This window comes from Porphyromonadaceae bacterium W3.11 (assembly GCA_030434245.1).
GTDB lineage: Bacteria > Bacteroidota > Bacteroidia > Bacteroidales > Porphyromonadaceae > Porphyromonas_A.
Window position 1 is genome coordinate 196,282 of the sequence record JAUISX010000003.1, and the last position, 23,096, is coordinate 219,377.

Here is a 23,096-nt window from a genome sequence, read left to right on the forward strand (position 1 = left end):
CTATTCTCTATAATATAAAAACAGTGGGCAAGACGCCTTAGCGACTGCCCACTGATGTAAGTCAAATTCTCAATCGCTTTATCTGCGAATGTGACAAGTCGATTACTCTTCAGTCTTCTCTTCTTCGCCTTCAGTTTCCTCTTCCTCATCAACACTACCAACTGCACCGATTGCAGCACGAGTAGCTCTAACAGCTGCAACAACAGCGTTCTTAGCGTTAAGGATCTCAAGGTTTTCAAAAGATAGGGCTCCAATTTGGATAGTCTTACCAAGTTGTAGCTTATTCACATCTATCTTCAGGCGCTCAGGAATATCTTTATAAAGACCCTTCACGCGAATCTTACGCATATCCATGGTAAGCTTACCACCAGCACGAACACCTACAGGGAATCCGTCAAGCTGAACAGGTACTTCAATAACCATTGGTTTGTCTGGGAATACTTCCAAGAAATCAATATGTAGAAGCTTGTCTGTTACAGGGTGAAACTGCATCTCCTGTACGATACAACGTTTCTCTTCGCCTCCTAGATTCATCTCTACAAGGAAAATATCTGGGGTATAGATAAGATCCCTAAGGTCTTTGTCTATAACGGTGATAGAAATATTCTTTTCACCACCATAAATTACTCCAGGTACCAAGCCTTCTTTACGAAGTCCCTTCACGGCCTTTTTGCCTGACACTGTACGAACTTCAGCGTTAAGTTTGAATGTTTTCATTTTTTAATGTCTTAATTGTGTTACTCAAAATTAGCCTCTTCACTAATTCCCCATCACACGACGGATAGGCTTTTCATTGAAAAAGCGATGCAAAGTTACCCATTTTTCCCTGAAACACAAAGGTTCACTTACTGCTTACCCACTCAATTGCCTCAGATGTCTTATGGAGAAGAGGTTGTATTGATATAGAACTTCCTACAGCATGCTTCATCCATAGCTGAGGAATAATCTTACCATATGTGTACATTCGAGTAAATTCATCTGCCAGATTGTTACCACGAACCGCCTCCTCTATCTGGAAGCTAATAAGATGTCCAAATGGATAATTAGGGAGATACAGTGGATAATTGACCATGTGAGAATAGACAGCCAATAAGGGTTCATCCTTACCGCCTAACACCTCCGCAAAGTATTTATTCCAGACCTCTTTTGCTATTTCAAGAACTGCTTCTCTCAAATCAGCTGAAGTGGCATTTGGATGGTCATACATCCACTCCCATACAGCAATATCTACGAGGGAAACTCCCATAATCTCGCATGTATTCCAGAACATTGAAAGGGCTTCCCAATGAACGTCCTCATCGGACTCCTTCGATACCCCCAATAGCTCTAGGTCTCTATTTTGGAATAGAAAGGCAGCTCCCTCAGTAAAAGAAGTATTAGGAACACCATTCAATATATAATAGTCCACATCATTCATAGATATAGTTTGCTCAACATTATGACCAAATTCATGAACGGCGATATTATATCCTTTATAATCCATTCCTTCTGGTTTGATGCGGGTACGAAGGTGTGCTTTCTCTCCTCTCATAGAGGCTCCCCAAGCATGACCTGCACCACGAGCTGGATCAACTGCTACAAGAGAGCAAATTTCATCGGCTTTCTCACGCGACCATCCCAACTTCACTAGAATGTTTGGAAGATCTTCCCAGACGGCTTCAGGATTAGGATACTTAGTCATGGTCATCTTATCAAGTTGTGATTCTGGAATAGACTCTCCAGCGGAAAAGCCATTATACCATATATCAAACGGTTCAAGAGAACGACCCAATCGTTGGGAAATAATAGAGGCCACCTCCTTTAACTGTGGAGATGAAAGTAACTCGTCAAATAATTTAACTACATCCTCCTGAGGTATTTCCATGGTCCCTTCAAAAGTCCTGTCCAACTGCGTTGGCATCTGTGGATAATAAGGGTCAAGCTTACTATATGTTTTGTACAATGATGATAAAATGGTATATCTTACATCCTCTTCACGTGGTGCGTTCTCGACCACTTGACCATCTTTATACAGAACATTAGAATATGGATTCCAAGTTACTTGATCGTTATTAATCACCTCTGCGGGTATATCCTGCTTTACAATATGCTTAATCACCTCATAAACCGTACGTTGCTTTTCAAGTCCACGCTCAGGATCTCCATAATTAGACTTTATTTCATCGCGTAAACCCCAGTGACTAATCAGACGCATGCCGTCAGGGAAAAGCTGTTCGCCAGCCTCGTTACGCAACTGATCCATACAGATATTATATTCAGCGATGTAAGAATCAGCTTTGGTCAAAATCTTAGAGACTTCTAGATTTAATGCCGCTGGGACTCTCGCAACAAACATATCTCCCATACGAGCATAAGCCCACTCTTCACGACTCCAAGATTCTCCCTTAGTAGTTTTTTCAGACAATGTATATGGTGGAAAGTTTAAGGCGGTTACAAATGCTAACTTACTCGAATACATATCATCTGAAAAGTGAGCAGACACATCATATCCTCCTATCATCTGATCCACGTCCGTTAAGGCATCCCCTCGTAAATGCAATGGTTCTTTTAGCTTTAGATCCATCTTATTATAATGACCTAATAGCACCTCAAAAGCACGTTCCAACTTATTAAACAATTGACGGCGAGCAATAGGATCTGATTCATAATGTGTCTTGCAAAAGCTCTTGAAGGCTTCGACATCTCCGTCACTTTCTCTCCATAAGTTAGCTACCTGAGCAACTCCTCTTTGCAATAAATCCACCTGTTCCGCACTGTACGCTTCACTCTGAATCTCACTTACAGTCTCCTTTTGTACAGTATCAGAAATATTTGACACTTCTAACTGCTCCGATTGTCTCATATCGTTTTCACTCGATTTATCACAAGAAGAATACATTAGCATTGCAGCTAATAGCATTAATCCCCAGAGGGGGCTTTTCAGCAAAAGATTTCTCATAACTCTAGATTTTATTTTTTAGAATAAATGAATTACATTTCAAGAACGTATGTGTCATCATCATAATTACAAAAGACACCGTTACATAGAATATGAAGAAGGCTCGACACCTTATGATCGAGCCTTCTGAACTCATAAAATACTCTCCATATCAACCGAAGTCATCGAAGAATATATTATCCTTACTTACACCCAAGTTATCTAGCATACTCAATACAGCTGAAGCCATAGGGCCAGGACCACACATATAGTACTCTATATCTTCCGGAGCTGGATGATCCTTAAGATAATGATCAAATATAACTTGGTGGATAAATCCAGTGTACCCTGTCCAATTATCTTCTGGAAGAGCAGCTGATAGAGCAATATTAAATTGGAAGTTAGGGAACTCCCTCTCTAACTTTCGGAAATCTTCCTCATAGAAAATCTCTACCCTAGACCTAGCTCCATACCAGTAAGATACCTTTCTGCCAGTCTTAAGCGTATTAAATAGGTGCAAAATCTGTGCACGAAGAGGTGCCATACCCGCACCACCACCAATATATAGCATCTCTGCATCGGTATCCTGAATATGGAAGTCTCCATAAGGTCCACTCATAGTTACTTTATCTCCAGGTTTGAGATTGAAGATATAAGTAGATGCTATACCAGGATTGACACCAGCCTTCCATGTTCCAGTCTTTGGATCAAATGGAGGAGTAGCAATACGAACATTCAGTGTGATGATATTACCTTCAGCTGGATAGTTCGCCATAGAGTATGCTCTTACAGTCTCCTCTGTATTCTTACCGACGAGACCCCAAAGCTTGAACTTATCCCACTCCTTATCAAAAGGAGCTTGCACTTCCATATCCTTATACTTAATTTCATACTTAGGGATCTTAATCTGAGCATAAGATCCTGCCTTGAAATCTAGGTTTTCACCCTCAGGTAGTCTTACTACAAACTCCTTAATGAAGGATGCCACGTTTTTATTAGATACTACGGTACACTCCCATTCCTTTACACCAAAGACATCCTCAGGAACAATAACCTTCAGATCTTCTTTTACTTTCACTTGACAGGAAAGTCGATAATTAGCGTTAACTTCTTTGCGTGAAAAATGAGGTTTCTCTGTAGAAAGAATCTCACCTCCTCCGTCAACGACCCTACATCTACACTGTCCACAAGTTCCTTGTCCACCGCATGCACTACTTAGGAATACACCTGAGTTTTGTAGTGTTGTTAAAAGTGAGTCTCCTTGACCTACCTCTAAATCTTTTTCATCGTTAAGATTAATATTCACATTTCCAGATGGGACAAGCTTCTTCTTTGCCAAAAGTAGTACGATCACAAGTAGCAAAATAATCAGCGAAAAGACCACTGTACTTCCCCAAATGGTTGTCATTGATATTGCGTTAATAAACATCTTATCTTTATTCTATAAAGTCTCTTAATCTATATGATCACTCTCGGCATTAAATATTAAGTCCAGAGAAGCATTGAAATGCTAGTCCCATAAGAGCAGTTAATATAAAAGCCATCCCTAGACCACGAAGTGGTTTTGGAATATCGTGATACATCAAACGCTCACGAATAGCAGCCAAACCTATAATCGCTAATAACCAACCAATACCAGACCCAAAAGCATAAGTGGCTGCAAGGCCAATATTTTCAAATGCTTTCTGCTGCATAAATAGAGAACCACCAAGGATTGAACAGTTCACAGCAATCAAAGGTAGAAATATACCCAATGAGTTATATAAAGATGGACTAAAGCGCTCAATTACCATCTCTAGAATTTGCACAAATGCAGCAATAACAGAGATAAAGATTAGTAAGCTTAGGAAACTCAAGTCGATCGAAGCAAAACTGGGATGAATCCATGCTAAAGCACCTTCCGATAATACATAATTCTCGAGTAGGTAGTTGAGAGGTAGAGTTAAGGTTAGGACCACTACTACAGCAATTCCTAATCCTAATGAAGTCTTTACGTTCTTCGAAATAGCTAGGAATGAACACATTCCCAAGAAGTAAGCGAAGACCATATTGTCCACAAAGATGGACTTGACGAATAGACTTAGATATTCTTGCATAATATTTTATTGTCTTTAAATTTCTTTTCTTGTCTAATAATCATTCACCTACATCAGGCCTCTTCTTGTAGCTCTGGCTTCCAAGAACGATGTACCCATATAATCACAGCTACAATAATCAAAGCCATAGGAGGAAGGATAAACAATCCATTATTAACATATCCCGCCTCATATAGACTATCTGGAATTACCTGATAACCCAATAATGTTCCAGAGCCAAAGAGTTCACGAAAGAAGCCAACAATTACAAGGATCAACCCGTAACCCAATCCATTACCAAGACCATCAAGAAAAGAAGGCCAAGGCTTGTTAGTCATCGCGAATGCTTCAAGACGTCCCATCACAATACAGTTAGTAATGATCAGTCCAACGAAGACGCTCAACTGCTTATTCAAATCAAAAGCAAAAGCTTCCAGAAACTCGCTCACAAGAGTCACTAGGGTAGCGGTAACAACCAACTGCACAATAACACGAATATTATTAGGAATGGTTTTCCTCAAAAGTGAAATAATAACGTTGGCAAATGCGATCACAACGGTCACTGAAAGTGCCATCACAATAGAAGGTTCCAACTTAGAAGTAACCGCAAGAGCTGAACAGATACCTAGCACCTGTACCACTACAGGGTTATTCTTACTAATCGGATCTAAAAAGGTCTCTTTATTTTTCTTATCAAATAGTGCCATCTCTATTACTTCTTCAGTTTATTTAAATAAGGTTCATAAAGCTTCAGTGAGTTGTAAAGCATTTGATCAACACCTTGAGAAGTAAGAGTACCTCCAGAAATGCCATCAACATAATCTTTCCCACTAACGCTTTTTCCCGGTTTAACGACTGCAATACTCTTAAACTCTCCCTCGACAAAGATATGTTTGCCAGGGAACTGCTTCAAGAATTTATCCGAAGTGATTTCAGCTCCCAGTCCTGGAGTCTCACCTTCATGGCTCATAGTAGTCCCATACACTGTATCTGCATCAGCGTCCATAGCAAGGTAGCCCCAAATTGGTCCCCATAGACCTGCACCATACATTCCTAGGACGTACTTCTTCTCACCATCTATCTCTGCAACAAACACAGGATATTTAGGTGCAGAATAGAGGTCTTGAAGACGAGTCGTAAATGCTTGATCATTTACGGTCACCCCCTCTGATCCTGGAATCACATTACCTTCAGCATCCACTACAAATGCTTCTTGGATAGTATTTGCATATACGCTCTCAGTATTACTCTCATCGGTCGTAATATGTAGCGAACTTAATATCTGCCTCATTGTATCAATGTTGGCATTAGATTTCTGACGATCCTTCAGCAGCTCCGAAGTAAATGCAAGCCCTATAGCCACAATTACTACCATCACTACAGAGTAGAGGATCACATAAGTATTACTATTCTTATTCATCTTTATACTGTCTCTTTATTGTCCAATATTAAGCTTTCCTCTCTCATTTATTATTTGCTACTATAGCTTTCGCACGCTTCACACGTTTCTGGATGTTAGCATCCAAGACGTAGAAGTCAATTAGCGGAGCAAAGGCATTCATCAATAAAATCGCCAACATCATACCCTCTGGATAACCAGGGTTGAGTGTACGGATGGCGATAGCAAAGAAACCTATCAAAAATCCGTAAATCCACTTACCTTTCTCTGTACGAGAAGCAGTGACAGGGTCTGTTGCCATAAACACAGCACCGAAAGCAAAACCTCCTAGTAATATATGATCAATTGCTGGAAGCATCATCGCTCCTGTAGTACCTATCGCATTAAAAAGGGCTGCTGTTAAGAAACCTCCAGTAAAGACGGAAAGCATTATTTTCCAGCTACCAATTCCTGTAACAATAAGGATTAAGGCACCTATCAGTATAGCCAATGTAGAGGTCTCCCCAATGGATCCAGGGATCAAACCCAGAAAGAAGTCCATGGTATTAAGTGGATTGCCTACAGCGTCAGTGATAGTAGGAACACTTGAGTCAACCAAACCCACCTGACCTAGAGGGGTTGCTCCAGTGTATGTATCGACCAAGCTCTCAGCACCTAATCCCCAGTGCTTACCGGTACGAATAAAGACAGCGTCTCCAGACATCTGACCTGGGTAAGAGAAGAATAGGAAAGCACGAGTCACAAGAGCGACGTTGAAAATATTATACCCTGTACCACCAAAGACCTCTTTTGCGAAGATCACAGCAAATGCGACCGCCACAATGACTTGCCATAAAGGAGTCTCAATAGGTAATATCATAGGAATCAGCAAACCAGATACCAAGTATCCCTCTGCGATTTCCTCACCTTTTGCTTGTGCCACGGCAAACTCGATTCCCAAACCAATCAAATAACTCACAATGATCTTTGGGAGCATTGCTAAAAATCCGTAGAAGAATGTCGCCCAAAAGCCTGCATCTACTCCATTCACTAGATAGTGTTGGTATCCGATATTATACATACCGAATAGAAGTGCTGGAAGTAGGGCAAAAATAACCACAGTCATGGTGCGTTTAGAATCCATGGCATCATGAATATGCACCCCACGCTTACTAGTCTCATTTGGGACAAAGAGGAAGGTTTCAAAACCTTCAAAAACCGATTGTAGCTTGGAGAACTTACCTCCCGGCATGAAATTCGGTTTGATCTTGTCTATATGTTTTCTTAAAGATTTCAAAGTAGTAAGTATCTATTATATCTGTAAATAATCAATCCTTTTGATGAATCAATAATTAATTCATCTCTTTATAGAGCTCATCAAGCCCTTTACGAATAATATACTGAAGCTCTAGTTTGGAAGTGTCCACAAACTCACAGAGAGCAAAGTCCTCAGGTGCTACCTCATAGATCCCAAGCTCTTCCATCTTATCTATATTGAATGCAATAGTGGCTTTCACCAGTTGCTCAGGATAAATATCAAGAGGGAACACCTTATCATACTCGTTACTAACGATAATAGCACGAGTTCCACCTTTCAGTCGAGCATCAATATCATATTTTCTACTCTTTCCGAATAAGAATGTTGGGTATGATCGGTTCACACTGTATTTTTTCATACCTAAGGCAGCCCACCCAAATAACTCATTCACATCATCACCCTCAGGAATAGCAGAAATGATGTTAGAGAATGGGCTCATATACCTATAATCCTCCGTTAATTTAGTCCCGGTAAGGACATCACCATCAATAATCCGGACTGACCTCTTTCCATCCTCAATTTTCCCAGCTGTCAGGTCATTGACTTCTGAGCCACTCCTTACGGTAGCATATCCTGCACTCTCGAAGCAACTACCAGCAAACACGACTTTGCGACTCATATCCACACGGCCTGTAGCTAAGAAGCGACCTATAAGAGCCAACTCTGTCAAGCCTATAGCCCACACATTTTCGCCTCTATTTAACGGTTTTGTGTGATTAATGAAGACACTAGCATTACCAGCTGGATGGGGACCATCAATTTCGTATACCTTGCAGTTCTTAACCTCTAGTGGAGTTCCCTTCTTAACGCCCATATAGACATCCCCCTTCGTGAGCTTACCAATAACATCAATAGCATTTTGAAGATACTTAAGATCATCTTTCACTAGGGAGATCACGTCTGGCATCAGAGGAGCACTCAAGTAACCAGTCACATAAATATCACGAGGAGTCACTTTAGGATCCACGATCATATCATAAGGACGATTACGGAAAAGAGCTAATAAACCACTCTCCCCTAGAAGGTTCAGTATATCTTCTCTGCTTTTCATTTTAGCATTAGCGACATCGAACTCCTTATAATCAATAGTTGACTCTGGCTTAATTTGCACATAAAGAATCTTTCGCTTAGCACCACGTTTCACCTCTACGATCTCCCCACTAACCGGAGCGGTCAGCTTTAGCATTGGCTCATTTTTATGATAAATTACCGCATCCCCAGCCTGCACATGGTCACCCTCCTTTACGGAAAGACGCGGTATGATCCCTGAAAAATGATCAGGAACCACTCCATAAGAACGTACTGGACTAGCAAGGACCTCCACTTTAGGAGCTTCACCTACAAGATTGATATCCAGTCCTTTCTTTGTTTTAATAACATTAGCCATAATCTTTCAATTAAGAAATATTTATTTTATGATACTTGCGGACAAACTTACCTATTATTTTGCATATATTAATCTTATTGAGTCAAATAATCGTGAATAATTTTTATTAACACAAGGATTGATCTCCTACCTATACCCAACAGAGATTCAATGAATAATATCGTCCACTCTTATTCAATTTACGCACAACGACTTGCTAATTAGAAAAAACGTGAGGAAAAAGATAAATGACCATTTACCTAAATTCCCCCATTCGAAAATAAAGGTAGTCCATCCAAAACTCAGTACCACTTAAATATAGACAAGTGATACAGCCATTATGATCATTCCAATAATAAGTCCCACAATGGAATGGTGGTGATGCCCATACTTTTGAGCTGTTGGTAACAACTCATCTAATGAGATATAAACCATGACGCCTGCTATGGCCGCATTAATCACTCCAAACAAAGTATCATTTAGGAACGGGGCCAAAATTAAATACCCTATAAGTGCACCCACTGGCTCAGCTAAGCCGCTCGAAAAAGATATCCAAAAGGCTTTCTTCCTATTCCCTGTTGCATAATAAATAGGAACAGAGACAGAAATTCCCTCGGGTATATTGTGAATCGCGATGGCAATGGCAATAGGCAGAGCCAAGGTAGGATTTTCGAGAGCCGAGAGAAAGGTCACCATACCTTCTGGAAAGTTATGAATAGCCATAACTAACGCCGAGACTAGACCAGCTCGCATCAGTGCAGAGGTCTTTTTCTTCTGATCAATCTCATTCCTAAGTTCTTCCGTCATCTCCCCCTTAATGTCCTTCATCTCCATAATTTCATGTGGATTGAGATCCTCTGGAATTAAGAAATCAATCATCATGATCAGAAAGACACCACCAAAGAATGACAGTATAGAATATAACTGACCATTTTTCTCACCATACATCTCTGACATCATATCAATAGAACCACTTAATAGCTCCACAAATGAGATGTAAATCATCACTCCAGCAGACAAACCAAGAGCTACCGAAAGAAACTTTGTATTAGTTTTCTTTGTGAAAAATGCAATCGCACTACCGATACCAGTAGAGAGCCCTGCAAAAAGCGTTATCACTAAAGCAAATAGTACATTCTCTGACATTACGTTATCCTATTTTTCTATTTAGATTGATTATACCAAAATGAAGCCCCACCCTTTCCACTTCTACATGCTGATGCCTCTATCAAGGGCTCGCATCTCTCGAGAGCCATTCCTCGTGAACCTTTTATTAGAATAATGGATTCATCTGGTATTTCTAAATTCTTTAGAAACTCTTGTAACAAGTCACTTTGATCAAAATAAAGAGTCGTATTTCGCTCACCTTCAACCGCTGGATCATAGTTCAGAGCTTTTCCAAATTCATGACCCACGAGAATAGGAACTATTTCGGGATGCTGTCTTAACCAATTAATGACCTGTGCATGCTCTTTCTCACTATCTTCGCCCAACTCCAGCATATCCCCAAGCACAACCATTTTATGAATTTTCCTAGTCCCTTCGATATTTTGGAGTGCAGCCATCATACTAGACGGATTAGCATTGTAACAGTCCAATATGATGTCAATGCCACGGTTCATTTTCACCAATTGAGACCTATTATTTGATGGAACATAATCTTTCATCGCTAAAGCAATATCCCCCATCGTGATACCAAGTTTAATTCCTACGGCCACAGCAGCTAATACGTTGCTAGCGTTATACTTTCCTATCAAATTGGTACCAATTTTTTGATGTTCACCTTTGGCTATCACTTCAAGCGACAAATAAGGATCCTCCTCTAAGTGAATCCCTCTTACAAAGTGATCGTGGCCCTCTATTAATCCGACCCCATAAGTCAATGCTTCAGAGTGATACCAGTGCTCACGAAGCAATGGGTCATCACCATTCAGGAGATAAACTCCATTCGAATGCTCTAAATATTCAAATAGTTCGCTCTTAGCACGCAAAATGCCTTTTTGAGAGCCAAAGCCTTGTAGATGAGCTTTTCCTATATTAGTAATAACCCCTATAGTAGGCTGAGCGATATCCGAAAGTAGTCTTATCTCTCCCTCTGCACTGGCTCCCATCTCAATAATGGCTACCTCATGTTCAGAAGTTATCTTTAGGATGGTCAAAGGCACCCCTATGTGATTATTGAGATTACCCTCTGTCGCTAGGACTCTATATTTTCGACTAAGAACTGCACATGTTAGTTCCTTAGTCGTTGTTTTCCCATTGGTTCCTGTAATACAAATTACCGGTATATTCAATGATGCTCTGTGCGAGCGTGCGAGGTCTTGTAGTGCCTCAAGAGTATCTTTTACTAATAGACATCTGGGATCTGCCTCTGCTAAATCGGGACGAGAGACCACTGCATAGGCAGCACCGAGCTCTAATGACTTTAGGGCAAAGTCATTTCCATCAAATGAAGGGCCCTTTAGAGCAACAAACAGATCTCCTCGCTTTAGCTTTCTGCTATCTGTACAAACTGAGGGATGCTCTAAAAAAGACTTGTACAATGTTTCCTGATTAATATATATAGGATTACTCATCATTACTACGACATAGTTTTTTCATTTACCAACAAAAGTACCTCAATTTCAGCATTTCTCCACTAACATATTATAGGGATATTTCTCTTTGTGCTCCAAATGAAAACAATTTAGTCACACCACCATGATTCGAAAGAGGTTAGAGCTACCTCAGAGGATATTAAGTGCTATGTGTGCACAGGCTATAGCATCTGCCAACGCATGGTGATGATCTCTAAGATCGTATCCACATTGAGCTGATACCGTATGAAGTTGATGATTAGGAAGCTGTTTCCCAAAATAGCGTCGAGCAGCTTGATAGGTACAGAAAAAGCGATACTCTAGCGGATAGTTCATCTTATACTTGTGAAAGACTGCTTTGAGACAGCTCTGATCAAAAGCCGAATTATGAGCGACAAATGGAAGTCCTATAGGCAGGCGAGCAGTGATTTTCTCCCAAACCTCAGGAAAATATGGTGCCTCATCGGTATCCATAGCAGTCAGTCCGTGTATAGAAGTACATGCCGGTAAATAGTAATTGGGGGACGGATGTATGAGTTCATACAATTGATCAGTAATTTCCCCCTCTTGTACAGTTACAATACCCACACTGCACACACTACTGCGGCAGTAATTAGCCGTCTCAAAGTCAATAGCGATAAAGTCTTTCATTGTAAATTGATATAATGACACTTATCCCTCTACCCACCCTCAAAGTTAATCTATTTTCAAATCGCAAACAACAGCAGGCTGTCATTTGCATATAAACACTAACCCACGAAGAACAGGTCACCCTAAAAAATTAAGCACGAAAAAGGTCCTATTCTCAATAAGCACATTACACAATGCCTACATCAAGAATTCCTAAAGGCTTTTTCATTGCATCAGGTTATCTTAATATCATTAGCACTATAATTTTTATGCTTAATTTCAAGGTGTAAGGAAGTAACTTACACACCCACTTCTCACTTACAACAAGTAAGATTAGTTAACAAAAAAGTAAGGGCTAAGTGCAAATAAAATATTACATTTGTAAGGGTTGATAAGATAAAAAAAATCCCAATCAAAGGAGATTCATCTGCTTTATGGCCTCCGCGAAATAAAGCATAATGCTGTGAGACCTTTACTTTTGGGATTTGCTTGACATGATTTCTTCTAAGTCATCAACTGTAGAGGCCACTGATTTGGGGCTATATAGAAGTCTTCAACTCCCTTTAGATGATAATGACAAAACACTTTAAAAAAGAACCACGATAAAAAAGTACATTTATGGCAGAACTACATTTGACGGATGCTGACCTAGAGCAACTGGAACAGAAAGGCATTTCCAAGCAAGAATTAGAGTCGCAAATAAGACGATTTGAGAAGGGATATCCTTACCTATCTATCGTCCGATCTGCGGATGAAGAACATGGCATTATCTCCATGACAGAGGAGGAAATAGAGGAAGTACTGAAGCTATGGGAAGACAAACTTCTATCTCCCTCAAGTGAAGTTGTGAAGTTCGTCCCTGCCTCTGGAGCAGCCTCTAGGATGTTTAAGGATCTCTACTCTTTCCTCAATGAGGGGAAAATGAATGAGTCCGTCAAGGAAGTACTGGCACACATTAAGGATTTTGCATTCTTCGATGCCCTGAATAGAGCGTGTATGCTTGGAGAGGGTGGTAAAGGCTGTGAAAAATTGATTCAAATGGGAGCTGAGAAAACAGTCATAGAGTACCTCTTAGAACCTAAGGGGCTCAATTATGGAAAGCTCCCCAAAGCACTTTTACTATTCCACAGATACTCAGATGGCTCTCGAACAGCTGCAGAGGAGCACTTGACGGAAGGTGCTAAATATGCTCGAAACAGTGACGGGACGGTAAAGATACATTTCACTCTTTCCCCTGAACATATTGAGCCCTTTGAGAATCTAATGCAGAAGCGTAAAGCTGAACTTGAGGATAGATATTCTGTCGTCTATGATATCTCTCACAGCATCCAAAAGGGCGAAACAGATACCATTGCTGTAGATATGCAGAATAACCCCATACGTAATGAAGACGGTAGCCTGCTCTTCCGTCCTGGGGGACATGGGGCTCTAATTTGGAACCTAAATGAAATAGACGCTGACATCATCTTTATCAAAAACATTGATAATGTAGTGCCTGAATTGCTATCATGTGACACGATTATCCACAAGAAGATAATTGGGGGTTATCTCATCAAGCTTCAGGATAAGGTATTCAAGTATATGTCACAGTTATCTTCAGAAAAGAAAGCCAATACAGGACTTATCTCTGAGATCCGAGAGTTCCTTGAGGAGTCTTTCTGTATTGACACAAGTTACTTGGAAGATACAAACTTGGAAGAGCAAATCATCGAACTTCGCAGGCTTCTCAATCGCCCTACCCGTGTTTGCGGAATGGTACGTAATGAGGGGGAACCTGGAGGTGGGCCCTATATCGTAAGGTCTGAAGATGGATCTACAGGATTACAGATCTTAGAAAGTAGCCAGATAGATAAGGAGAACGAAGAGGACCTAGAAGAGTTTCGAAAGAGTCGATTCTTTAATCCTGTGGATTTAGTTTGTGGGGTTAAGGACTATCGAGGACATAAGTTTGACCTTCTCTCCTTCGTTGATGAGTCCACAGGATTCATCAGCAAAAAGAGTCAGAAGGGCGTAGAGCTGAAGGCTCTTGAGCTACCAGGACTATGGAATGGTGCCATGAGTAACTGGAACACAGCTTTTGTAGAAGTTCCGGCCACTACATTTAATCCCGTGAAGATCGTGAATGATCTTCTGAGACCTATACATACAACAAAAATAAATTTTTAAATCAAATAATAACATTTACAAATGAAAGACGTAATTAAGAACAGACTTCAGGCACTTCGTAAGGTGATGAAGCAAGAAAATATTGATGCATATATCATACCTAGCTCCGATCATCACCTGAGCGAATACACCCCTGAGTGCTGGAAGAATAGAGAGTGGATAAGTGGATTTAATGGATCTGCGGGTACTGCAGTAGTTGCACTAGACGAAGCGGGATTATGGACAGATTCACGCTACTTCCTCCAAGGTGCTGAGCAACTAGAGGGAACCACGATCACTCTTCGCAAGGAGGGACTACCAGAGACACCTAGTATAGCAGACTATCTTAGGAAGAAACCTGGTGTTAAGAGAATCGGATTCTTGGATAAAGCCATCAGCACTACAGAAGCACTGGGATATAAGAAAGCGATGGACATCGCTGGTATCGAAATTGTCTCCGACAAAGACCTCATCGGTATGGCTCGTGAGGACATGCCTGAAATTCCTCGCAACCCGTTCTTCGTACAACCCATTCAGTATGCTGGTGTATCTACAGCTGATAAAATTAAGCAAGTGAGATCCTCCCTAGAGGATATGGGTGCAAATACCTATATCATAACCATGCTTGACGAGATTGCTTGGTTCTTCAATATCCGTAGCAATGACGTAGCTTACAATCCCGTAGGCATCGCATACGGACTCATCACGCCTCGTGAGGTTATCCTTTATACTTTCCCCGAAAAGCTTCCTACGGAAGTCAAAGAGCATCTAAAGGAAAATGGCGTTACGATAAAAGAATACAACGAAGTATATACAGATGTAGCTAACCTAAAGGATAGCGATGTACTCTGCCTTGATCCCATCCGGACCAACTACGCCTTCTACCGTGCTGTACCTAGCCACGTAACTAAGATACAGCAGCTTAGTCCTATCACATTCCATAAGGCCGTGAAGAATGAAGCTGAATATAAGGGATATTACACCGTAATGAATCGTGACGGAGCTGCTCTAACTCGTTTCTTCATGTGGTTAGAAAAGACTCTAGCTGAGGGCAATAACCCAACTGAGTATGAAATTGGAGAGAAACTCTCTGGCTTCCGTGCTCAGGATGAGAAGTATGTGAGTGATAGCTTTGGGACCATCGCTGGATATAACGATCACGGTGCGATTGTTCACTATAGTGCTACCCCTGAAAGTGCCTATAAGCTGGAGCCTAAGGGGATGTTGCTTTTAGATTCAGGGGGTCAGTACTATGATGGTACCACCGACATCACTCGTACTATTTCACTAGATGGTAAACCTAGCCAAAAGCAGAAAGATGACTACACACGTGTACTAAAGGGGCATATTCAGTTAGCGACAGCTATCTTCCCTCAAGGAACTCGTGGCTCTCAATTAGATATCCTTGCTCGTAAGGCTCTTTGGGACAACTGTCAGAACTATGGTCACGGTACAGGTCATGGTGTAGGTCATTTCCTAAATGTCCACGAAGGTCCTCAAAACATTCGTATGAATGAGAATCCTACAGAGCTAGTACCTGGTATGGTTACCTCTAACGAACCTGGCATTTACATCACAGGCGAATATGGTATCCGTATCGAGAACCTTATCCGCACCATACCATTTAAGAAGTCAGTAGATGGGGCTTTCTATGCCTTTGAGACCTTAACGGTCTGCTATATGGATAATAGCTTAGTCAATGTAGATCTGATGGAGCCTAACGAAATCAAGTGGTACAACGACTACCAAGCAACCGTTTATGAGAGAATATCTCCATTGCTCAGTAAGGAAGAGGCTGCTTGGCTTAAAGCTAAGACAGCTCCTCTTAAGAAGTAATGAGTATAAAGTAAGATTATTAATGGGTAGAGACAGAGGCATGCCTTTGTCTCTACTATTTAATTAAAGAAAAGAATTTATGGCAATCATTCAAAGCGTAAGGGGCTTTACCCCAAAGATTGAAGATAATGTCTTCCTCGCTGCTAACTGTGTAGTGGTAGGAGATGTAGAGATTGGAGAAGGCTCAAGCATCTGGTTCAATGCTGTAGTCCGTGGTGATGTTAATAGCATCCGCATCGGAAAGAATGTGAATGTACAGGATGGAGCTGTCCTTCATACGCTTTACCAGAAGTCTGTTACCATCCTTGAGGATAATGTATCCATCGGGCACAATGCCATCATTCATGGAGCTAAAGTCGAAGAAGGAGCTTTAGTTGGCATGGGTGCTATTGTTATGGACAATGCCGTTGTCGGCAAAGGAGCTATCATTGCTGGCGGTGCTGTGGTGCTGAGTAACACCATCATAGAGCCAGGAGCTCTATATGCTGGAGTACCAGCCAAGTTTGTTAAGATGGTTGATCCCGAACAATCGCAAACGATTAACAAACGAATCTCCGACAATTACCAGATGTATGCTTCGTGGTACCCGCCTCAAGAGTGAGGATGTGGGAAAAACCCTAAGGCTATAACTTCCTGAGATAGAGACGTCCCTCTGGACCTAGGTTCAGCAAGAGATCCAATGAGGACAGATAGGGAGTGAAGCCAAATTTATGTTCAAAGACCTGCCAGTACCGTGAAGGGATTGGCAGGTTCTTTTTATATTGTGGCGTGATCACTTCTGGGTAAGACGTATCGTTCGGGCTAATTTCATCTACCACTTTGGGCATTTCTAATTCCCAAGACTTACAGAGTAGCTCTAGCCACCTTTGATTGAATTCCACAAGAGAGATAATCCTCTCATCTGTGACAAGCTCCAGCACCATAGGCCCATAATGAAACCAGTATGGGCTATTCGTGTAGTTGCTAATCAGTAAATGTCCTAATTGGTGTTGCCAATGACCATGAGGTGATATCATCACCTGTGATGTCGGTGGTGAAGGGTAGCCGATCTTCTGCACCGGTATAGAAAAACTCACCACACCATTAGATGAGAGGAAATCGGTACGATTTCGATAGCTCTGCTTTTGATACATCTCCCCCACATATATAGCACACTCGCCATGCATGAGCATAGAGAGATAATGATAGTCAGGCAAAAAGGCTGTCGGTAAAAGTCTCATATTTTTCTGTCATCTAAGGCAGCTTAATCTGCCCTACTACCGTTCCGTGAACTTGCTCTCTAAGAATCCAGATATCAGAAGTGCCTATATCTACTAAGAGCTCTTGTCTTGGATGGACCGAGCTACTCTGAATGAGCCGTGCTGGGAGTAGTTGTCGGTTCCCCTCATCATCATAGAGTGTTACCACTAGTAAGTCATTACTCGCCGCCGGCTCGTTCTGTAAAGCCACCAAGAGAAGGCTCTTATGACGAACCCCATCAGGAAGTTCTCCATGCATACCTACATAGTAAGTATTGATGACGAACATCCTAAATAAGATGATAAATAATAGCAAAAGAGCACCCCCACCCAATAGGCGGATTACTCCTTTGCTATTACCTTTCTCCCGACTCATCTTAGGATTACTTTGGCAGCTTAAAGAAACGATTCCATCGGACGCCTTGCTTATCCTTATCCCATGAGAGCCATACAAATAGAGGTGTCCCAACAATATGATCCTCAGGTACAAATCCCCAAGCTCTAGAGTCGGCTGAGCGATGACGGTTATCACCTAGCATGAAATAATAGTCCATGGCAAAGGTATAGGTATCACTCTGTACCCCATCGATAAATACTTTACCATCCTTGATCTCTAAATTATGCCTTTCGAAGTTACGAATACATCTGTCATAGATCTCCAGATTTTCAGGAGTAAGCGTAATCGTCGCGCCCTTCTTAGGTATCCATATAGGTCCATAATTATCACGAGTCCACCCAGTATCTAAGTTCAATGGGTAGGTAGGGAAAGATTTAACATCAGGAGTCGGCTCTATGACGATCTTCTTAACGGCACTATGTTTGCTCAATTCTGTCTTCATCTCCTCCGTCAAAGGCATGTGATATACAGCACCATATCCACTATTATTCACACTATCTAACTTCAGATAACTCTGATACAAATATGAGAATCGTGGATCTTGACCCGAGAAAAACAACACATCATCATTACTCACGCCCAATTGCTGCAACTCCTCGTTAGTGAAAAAGGCACCATTGGTCTGAACGTAATAATTAAGCTGCATCTCTTTGGGTCTTTCTTGCTTAACCCCATTCAGATAGAGGTCATTGTCAATAACGGCAAGAGAATCTCCAGGCATACCTGCCAGGCGCTTCACATAATGGTCCCTCATGTCCACTGGACGATACTGTATCTCACCATAGGTCTGCTTATCGTTCCAAACCCTGTCCCTACCATCCATGTGTACGGTGGTATAATAGTCTGGATTCAACTTTTTTGTACAAATCGTATCACCAGCAGGAAAATTAAAGACGACGATATCATACAGCTTTATCTCTCGCAGTCCTTTCAATCTCTTGTACTCCCACTGTGGCTTCTCAGAATAGGTCTTGCCGCCCCAAGGGAACTGATTATGAAAAAGTGGGAAAGCCAGCGGAGTCATAGGTACCCTCGGTCCGTATGACAGCTTACTAACATATAGATAGTCTCCGACTAAGTAAGTCTTCTCGAGTGAAGAACTTGGGATCTTGAAGTTCTGAAAAATAAAAAGATTCAGCATGTGCACCACAATAAGCACCACGACTAAGTCTTCAATCAACTTCATAAAGCTTTTTAAGGCCTTACTATTGGACTTTTCCCACCAACGCCACGGTATAATGTGCGTAATACAGATGTCGAAAAGAAATGGGAATACGATAATAAAGACCCATACATTACGAGTCCATATCGCCATGCCTATGGTCAGGATCGCATAGATTGTGACCCAAATCCAGCTGTGAAGGGGTACCTTCTTATAGTCAAAGTTAATTTTTTTCATGAAACCGCCTTACTTGATATTTACAAGGTCTTCCATCCCAAAGACACCTTTTTTACCTTGAATAAACTCTGCAGCCAGGACAGCCCCACGAGCCAAACCTGCACGTCCCTTCGCCTCATGCTTTATCTCTATCACATCCTCTTCACTCTCATAACGAATCGTATGTGTCCCGGGAACCTCGCCCTCTCGAACAGAACGTATCAATAATTGCTCTGGTGTAGCATCAGGTTTTGCATCGGTTGCTAGGTAGGGCTTAGACTCTGTCTTTACAGCGAGCTGTTCAATGACCTCATCAGCTAGAGTCAAAGCCGTCCCACTAGGATAGTCCAATTTATGAATATGGTGGATCTCCTCCATAGACGCATCATATTCAGGAAAGAAGTTCATCATCTTCGCCAAATGCTTATTAAGCTGACGGAACAGGTAAATTCCGATGCTAAAATTAGAGGCATAAAAGAAACTCCCCTCATGACGATCAACCTCAGTGAGGATATCATCATACTTTTTAAGCCAACCTGTAGTTCCTGATACGATCGGTACCCCTTGCTTTATAGCCTTACTTATATTCTCAAATGCTGTTTCTGGCGTCGTAAATTCGATAGCCACATCACATTCAGGGAGTGTATCCCACTGGGCATCCAACTTTCCGACCACTTCATGACCACGACTTAGAGCGATTCGCTCCACCTCGTGCCCCATCTTACCATATCCTATTATACAAATCTTCATCTTACTCAATTTTATTGCTTTACGCACAAAGTTACTCAAAAATAAGATACCCCAAATAGGACCATTTCACATCCGATTGAGTCTATAGAGTAGAGGCCTAATGGGGTATTAGGTCAATGGATTAACCAGCATGGTATCTTCAGGCAAAATATCCTCAGCAAGCGGATAACTCATCCATCCCACCTGCTTAGGCGTAAACGGCACCCATTTCTGAGGGAAGCGACAGGAGCTCCCCTTGCTATACGTAAGTTCCTCAAACTGTGCATCCAGCTCTGCAGCACTATCCATATAGCATTCAGCATCTAATCCCGGGCGAATGACGGGATATGCCTCTTTAGGTGCCTTCATAAAGATAGAGCCCGACATCAACCTCATATCCAATCGCTCGTAATAGGCAATCAGATCAGTATCCGCAGGGACTAAAATAGCAAAGTCATACCCTTTCGCTCTTAGCTCTCCATTAAATAAATCCCGCATGAGTTTAGTCATAATCCCTGTACCTCGGTGACTCTCTGCAGTACAGATAGCATAGAGATATGCACACCTTCGAAGCCCTAGCGATGACGACAACTTAGCATCGTATGAGACCACCTGAATATGAGCTACGATCTCTCCCTTATCCGCTAATAGTATGGTACTATCAGCTGAGGCTAAGGCCTCAAGATGTAGTTCGTAATAATGCAGATACTGATGACCAAAAGCCTCACAGAGCAAGCGAAGAATTGAGCGATGTTGCTCTTTATCACTTCGAGAAAAAAGAACTCTCTCCATCATTATAATAAACTCATTTTCACTCTTCAGGATATCTTAGAGCTACGGTGAATTTTTCCATGATTAATTTAGGCTTATAAGATAGCTTTGCCTTCCGAAGTCCCTCTATCCCCAAGTCCTCTTCTCGATTGACCGATTCAAACTCCTCAGGGATTCTCTTCGCAAACTCTTGATTAATGATAGCAAAAGAGCCCTCATAATTGATGTCAGCTTTCTCCACATGAACACCAAAGCAACAGTTACTAATAGGCATTCCTAAGGTAAAAGCAATTATCTTACCATCCACTCGGATGCAACCTCCACTCAACCCAATCTCCTCAAACTCACTCAAGGCAGTACGAACCATTCTACGCTCCTCTTGGATATCCTCGGTACGATCAGAGACAGCATACCAAGCATCCTCAACAGCCAAGCACTCCTTAGCATTTTCTTGGTTAATCTCTTCATATTGGTAGTCAGGATACATCCGCTTGAATTTATTCACATGATTTCGCTTACTCTGTAATTTCTTACCAGAGAGCGTAGCGAGCTTCTCTCTTAGATAGATATAATCTGCATAATCACGATTCTCTATGATGTGTAGGTTCTCTGGGCGTGTCATTTGAAGTAACTCAACCCCTTTCTCTATAACAGACATAAGGACCAAAGGACCTCCCTCTGTCTGTTCCATTGTATATTCCATATCCATTAGGACATCGGCAAAGTCGCCATCCCCAATAGGCATCAAATAGGCAGTCCGTGTATCATCTTCATATCGAAAACGAACCACCATCATATCTTTATGAAAAGCAATCTCTGTCTTATAAAAAAAGCCCCAATTGTACAGATTCCCGAAGGAGTAATCGCAATTACAATATGGATTCAACTTTCTATATTCTTCCACCCTAGTCCTATCGTCAAGGGTTACTCTATGAAACTCTATTAACTCAGCCATCTATATTTAGTCTTTGGTAAATTCACCAATATTGTATAACATCCTAGGGCAAAGTTACTAAAAATAAAGGCTCTAACCTTGCTCCTAGACTAGAATAGTAGGTCTACCAAAACCCTTACTCACGACACTAAAGTATCTTCTCTAATGTCATGACCGTGGAGGATATGCTTTTGAATAATAGAAAAACGAAAAGCAACGAAATGAAAGTGGCGTTTTAAAAAATAGCCCCTGTAGGGGCAGTAAAATCGTCCTATAGGAAGAAGAACTTCTTCCTATAGGAAAAAATCATGCATCCTATAGGAAACATTTTTCTTTCATATAACTAACGCGAGTTCGATTTAAGAAACTATAGCAAGAGCCTCTTTATCAATAATTTCAAGATTTAAGGAAGGCTTTTTAGGCATCAAGTTGTACGCAAGTAATCCTGAAACCAGATTGACTACGAAATTATTGACACTGCGATGTCTCGTATGTTCTATTTGGCATACATTCTTTAAGAGATCATTGACGGTTTCTATGATGGCTCTTTTTCGAAGGAGAATTTTATCATGAATATGCATTAGAGCATTCTTCATATTCTTCTTAAGTTTTGTAATCAAGTGTATATCATCAATAAAGAGCTTGTCAAATAGACTCTTTGAGATATATCCTCTATCCGCAATGAGCTTACCAAAGAGTTTCTTAGAGAAAGAGTCATCCTTTAGTGGAGCTCTGTCATCTGTATTACCAGGCGTGATCTGATAGGTGATAATCTCTCCTTTGTCATTGATAACAAGATGCAGTTTAAAGCCATAGAACCAACCCATTGTGGAGCGACCTTTCTGTGCCCAACCTTTCATAGTCTTATGGGTTCTTTCCCGTTTGATATGACAAGATCTTAGAGGAGTAGAGTCAATAAAAGAAACACCTGTACACTTTCCTAAGCAGCACATATTGAGAAACATAACAAGCTTTAGCCCCACTTTAGTTTGAAGTTCCACAAAACGATTATAGGAGACTGTTTGAGGAAATTCACTTTTAAGATGAACCTGAACATATTTGAGATAGAAGGACTTGAGGTCTCTATATCTTGACATATGAAAAAGTATGAGTATTGTCATGACCTCACTGTCAGAAAGACGTGATTTTCTATTTCTTCTCTTCTTACCTCCTTGTTCTATAGCATTCTCAGCAACAACACGATCAAACTGAATAGAGAAATCGTCGATAATACAAAATGATTCTAGTATATTTGTTGTCATAAAAGTGGTGTTTTATTTTCTTGTAATTAGCTGGTAATCAATTACTAAGATACAAATAATTCACCACTTTTCCTAGTGTTTTTACTCCTGTTTCTTATCCCGAACTCACGTTAACTAAAATTTCGTCTGGGTTGGGGTCACAAAGT

General features: G+C 41.1%; 21 protein-coding genes. 3 read left to right on the forward strand and 18 right to left on the reverse strand.

Going from position 1 to position 23,096, the window contains the following annotated elements:
* Nucleotides 1–102: 102 nt before the first annotated feature.
* The 11 genes from QYZ87_05820 to QYZ87_05870 all read right to left on the reverse strand — a co-directional run bounded on the left by QYZ87_05820 (nt 103) and on the right by QYZ87_05870 (nt 12,281).
* Nucleotides 103–717, reverse strand: a complete 615-nt coding sequence (locus QYZ87_05820) for a 50S ribosomal protein L25/general stress protein Ctc (GenBank protein MDN4754043.1) — start codon at nt 715–717, stop codon at nt 103–105.
* A gap of 124 nt (nt 718–841) precedes the next feature.
* The gene (locus tag QYZ87_05825; protein MDN4754044.1) at nt 842–2,842 is read right to left on the reverse strand and encodes a hypothetical protein; all 2,001 of its coding nucleotides are present in this window, start codon (nt 2,840–2,842) and stop codon (nt 842–844) included.
* A 247-nt stretch (nt 2,843–3,089) separates the two neighbouring features.
* Complete coding sequence (nqrF, locus tag QYZ87_05830) at nt 3,090–4,325, reverse strand: NADH:ubiquinone reductase (Na(+)-transporting) subunit F (GenBank protein ID MDN4754045.1); 1,236 nt, start codon at nt 4,323–4,325, stop codon at nt 3,090–3,092.
* A gap of 70 nt (nt 4,326–4,395) precedes the next feature.
* On the reverse strand, nt 4,396–5,013 hold the full coding sequence (nqrE, locus tag QYZ87_05835; GenBank protein MDN4754046.1) for an NADH:ubiquinone reductase (Na(+)-transporting) subunit E: 618 nt from the start codon (nt 5,011–5,013) through the stop codon (nt 4,396–4,398).
* A 53-nt stretch (nt 5,014–5,066) separates the two neighbouring features.
* On the reverse strand, nt 5,067–5,699 hold the full coding sequence (locus QYZ87_05840) for an NADH:ubiquinone reductase (Na(+)-transporting) subunit D (GenBank protein MDN4754047.1): 633 nt from the start codon (nt 5,697–5,699) through the stop codon (nt 5,067–5,069).
* Nucleotides 5,700–5,704: 5 nt separating this feature from the next.
* A complete protein-coding gene (nqrC, locus tag QYZ87_05845) occupies nt 5,705–6,412 on the reverse strand; it encodes an NADH:ubiquinone reductase (Na(+)-transporting) subunit C (protein MDN4754048.1) in 708 nt (235 codons plus the stop codon).
* Nucleotides 6,413–6,455: 43 nt separating this feature from the next.
* Nucleotides 6,456–7,667: an NADH:ubiquinone reductase (Na(+)-transporting) subunit B gene (locus tag QYZ87_05850; GenBank protein MDN4754049.1), complete on the reverse strand. Its 1,212-nt coding sequence runs from the start codon at nt 7,665–7,667 to the stop codon at nt 6,456–6,458.
* Between the two features lie 55 nt (nt 7,668–7,722).
* Nucleotides 7,723–9,075, reverse strand: coding sequence for a Na(+)-translocating NADH-quinone reductase subunit A (locus tag QYZ87_05855; protein ID MDN4754050.1), 1,353 nt, complete (start codon nt 9,073–9,075; stop codon nt 7,723–7,725).
* 291 nt (nt 9,076–9,366) lie between these two features.
* Nucleotides 9,367–10,200 carry a zinc transporter ZupT gene (gene zupT, locus QYZ87_05860; protein ID MDN4754051.1) on the reverse strand — a complete coding sequence of 278 codons (834 nt, stop codon included), beginning with the start codon at nt 10,198–10,200 and terminating at the stop codon, nt 9,367–9,369.
* Nucleotides 10,201–10,217: 17 nt separating this feature from the next.
* Nucleotides 10,218–11,633, reverse strand: a complete 1,416-nt coding sequence (murF, locus tag QYZ87_05865) for a UDP-N-acetylmuramoyl-tripeptide--D-alanyl-D-alanine ligase (GenBank protein ID MDN4754052.1) — start codon at nt 11,631–11,633, stop codon at nt 10,218–10,220.
* A 147-nt stretch (nt 11,634–11,780) separates the two neighbouring features.
* On the reverse strand, nt 11,781–12,281 hold the full coding sequence (locus QYZ87_05870) for a 3'-5' exonuclease (GenBank protein MDN4754053.1): 501 nt from the start codon (nt 12,279–12,281) through the stop codon (nt 11,781–11,783).
* Nucleotides 12,282–12,878: 597 nt separating this feature from the next.
* On the opposite strand from QYZ87_05870, the gene QYZ87_05875 reads away from it, so the two are divergent.
* The 3 genes from QYZ87_05875 to QYZ87_05885 all read left to right on the forward strand — a co-directional run bounded on the left by QYZ87_05875 (nt 12,879) and on the right by QYZ87_05885 (nt 16,842).
* Nucleotides 12,879–14,426 carry a DUF4301 family protein gene (locus QYZ87_05875; GenBank protein ID MDN4754054.1) on the forward strand — a complete coding sequence of 516 codons (1,548 nt, stop codon included), beginning with the start codon at nt 12,879–12,881 and terminating at the stop codon, nt 14,424–14,426.
* A gap of 21 nt (nt 14,427–14,447) precedes the next feature.
* Nucleotides 14,448–16,241, forward strand: a complete 1,794-nt coding sequence (locus QYZ87_05880) for an aminopeptidase P family protein (protein ID MDN4754055.1) — start codon at nt 14,448–14,450, stop codon at nt 16,239–16,241.
* Between the two features lie 79 nt (nt 16,242–16,320).
* Nucleotides 16,321–16,842, forward strand: coding sequence for a gamma carbonic anhydrase family protein (locus QYZ87_05885; GenBank protein ID MDN4754056.1), 522 nt, complete (start codon nt 16,321–16,323; stop codon nt 16,840–16,842).
* A 22-nt stretch (nt 16,843–16,864) separates the two neighbouring features.
* Here QYZ87_05885 and QYZ87_05890 read toward each other — a convergent pair whose 3' ends face one another.
* The 7 genes from QYZ87_05890 to QYZ87_05920 form a co-directional block, all read right to left on the reverse strand.
* Entirely contained in the window at nt 16,865–17,461 is a 597-nt protein-coding gene (locus tag QYZ87_05890; GenBank protein ID MDN4754057.1) for a WbqC family protein, read from the reverse strand.
* Between the two features lie 13 nt (nt 17,462–17,474).
* Entirely contained in the window at nt 17,475–17,855 is a 381-nt protein-coding gene (locus QYZ87_05895) for a hypothetical protein (protein MDN4754058.1), read from the reverse strand.
* A gap of 7 nt (nt 17,856–17,862) precedes the next feature.
* A complete protein-coding gene (gene lepB, locus QYZ87_05900; GenBank protein MDN4754059.1) occupies nt 17,863–19,275 on the reverse strand; it encodes a signal peptidase I in 1,413 nt (470 codons plus the stop codon).
* A gap of 9 nt (nt 19,276–19,284) precedes the next feature.
* Nucleotides 19,285–20,004: a 4-hydroxy-tetrahydrodipicolinate reductase gene (gene dapB, locus QYZ87_05905; protein ID MDN4754060.1), complete on the reverse strand. Its 720-nt coding sequence runs from the start codon at nt 20,002–20,004 to the stop codon at nt 19,285–19,287.
* A 108-nt stretch (nt 20,005–20,112) separates the two neighbouring features.
* Entirely contained in the window at nt 20,113–20,778 is a 666-nt protein-coding gene (locus QYZ87_05910; protein MDN4754061.1) for a GNAT family N-acetyltransferase, read from the reverse strand.
* Between the two features lie 16 nt (nt 20,779–20,794).
* Nucleotides 20,795–21,709: a phosphatidylglycerol lysyltransferase domain-containing protein gene (locus QYZ87_05915; GenBank protein MDN4754062.1), complete on the reverse strand. Its 915-nt coding sequence runs from the start codon at nt 21,707–21,709 to the stop codon at nt 20,795–20,797.
* 338 nt (nt 21,710–22,047) lie between these two features.
* On the reverse strand, nt 22,048–22,950 hold the full coding sequence (locus QYZ87_05920) for an IS982 family transposase (protein ID MDN4754063.1): 903 nt from the start codon (nt 22,948–22,950) through the stop codon (nt 22,048–22,050).
* Nucleotides 22,951–23,096: the final 146 nt, after the last annotated feature.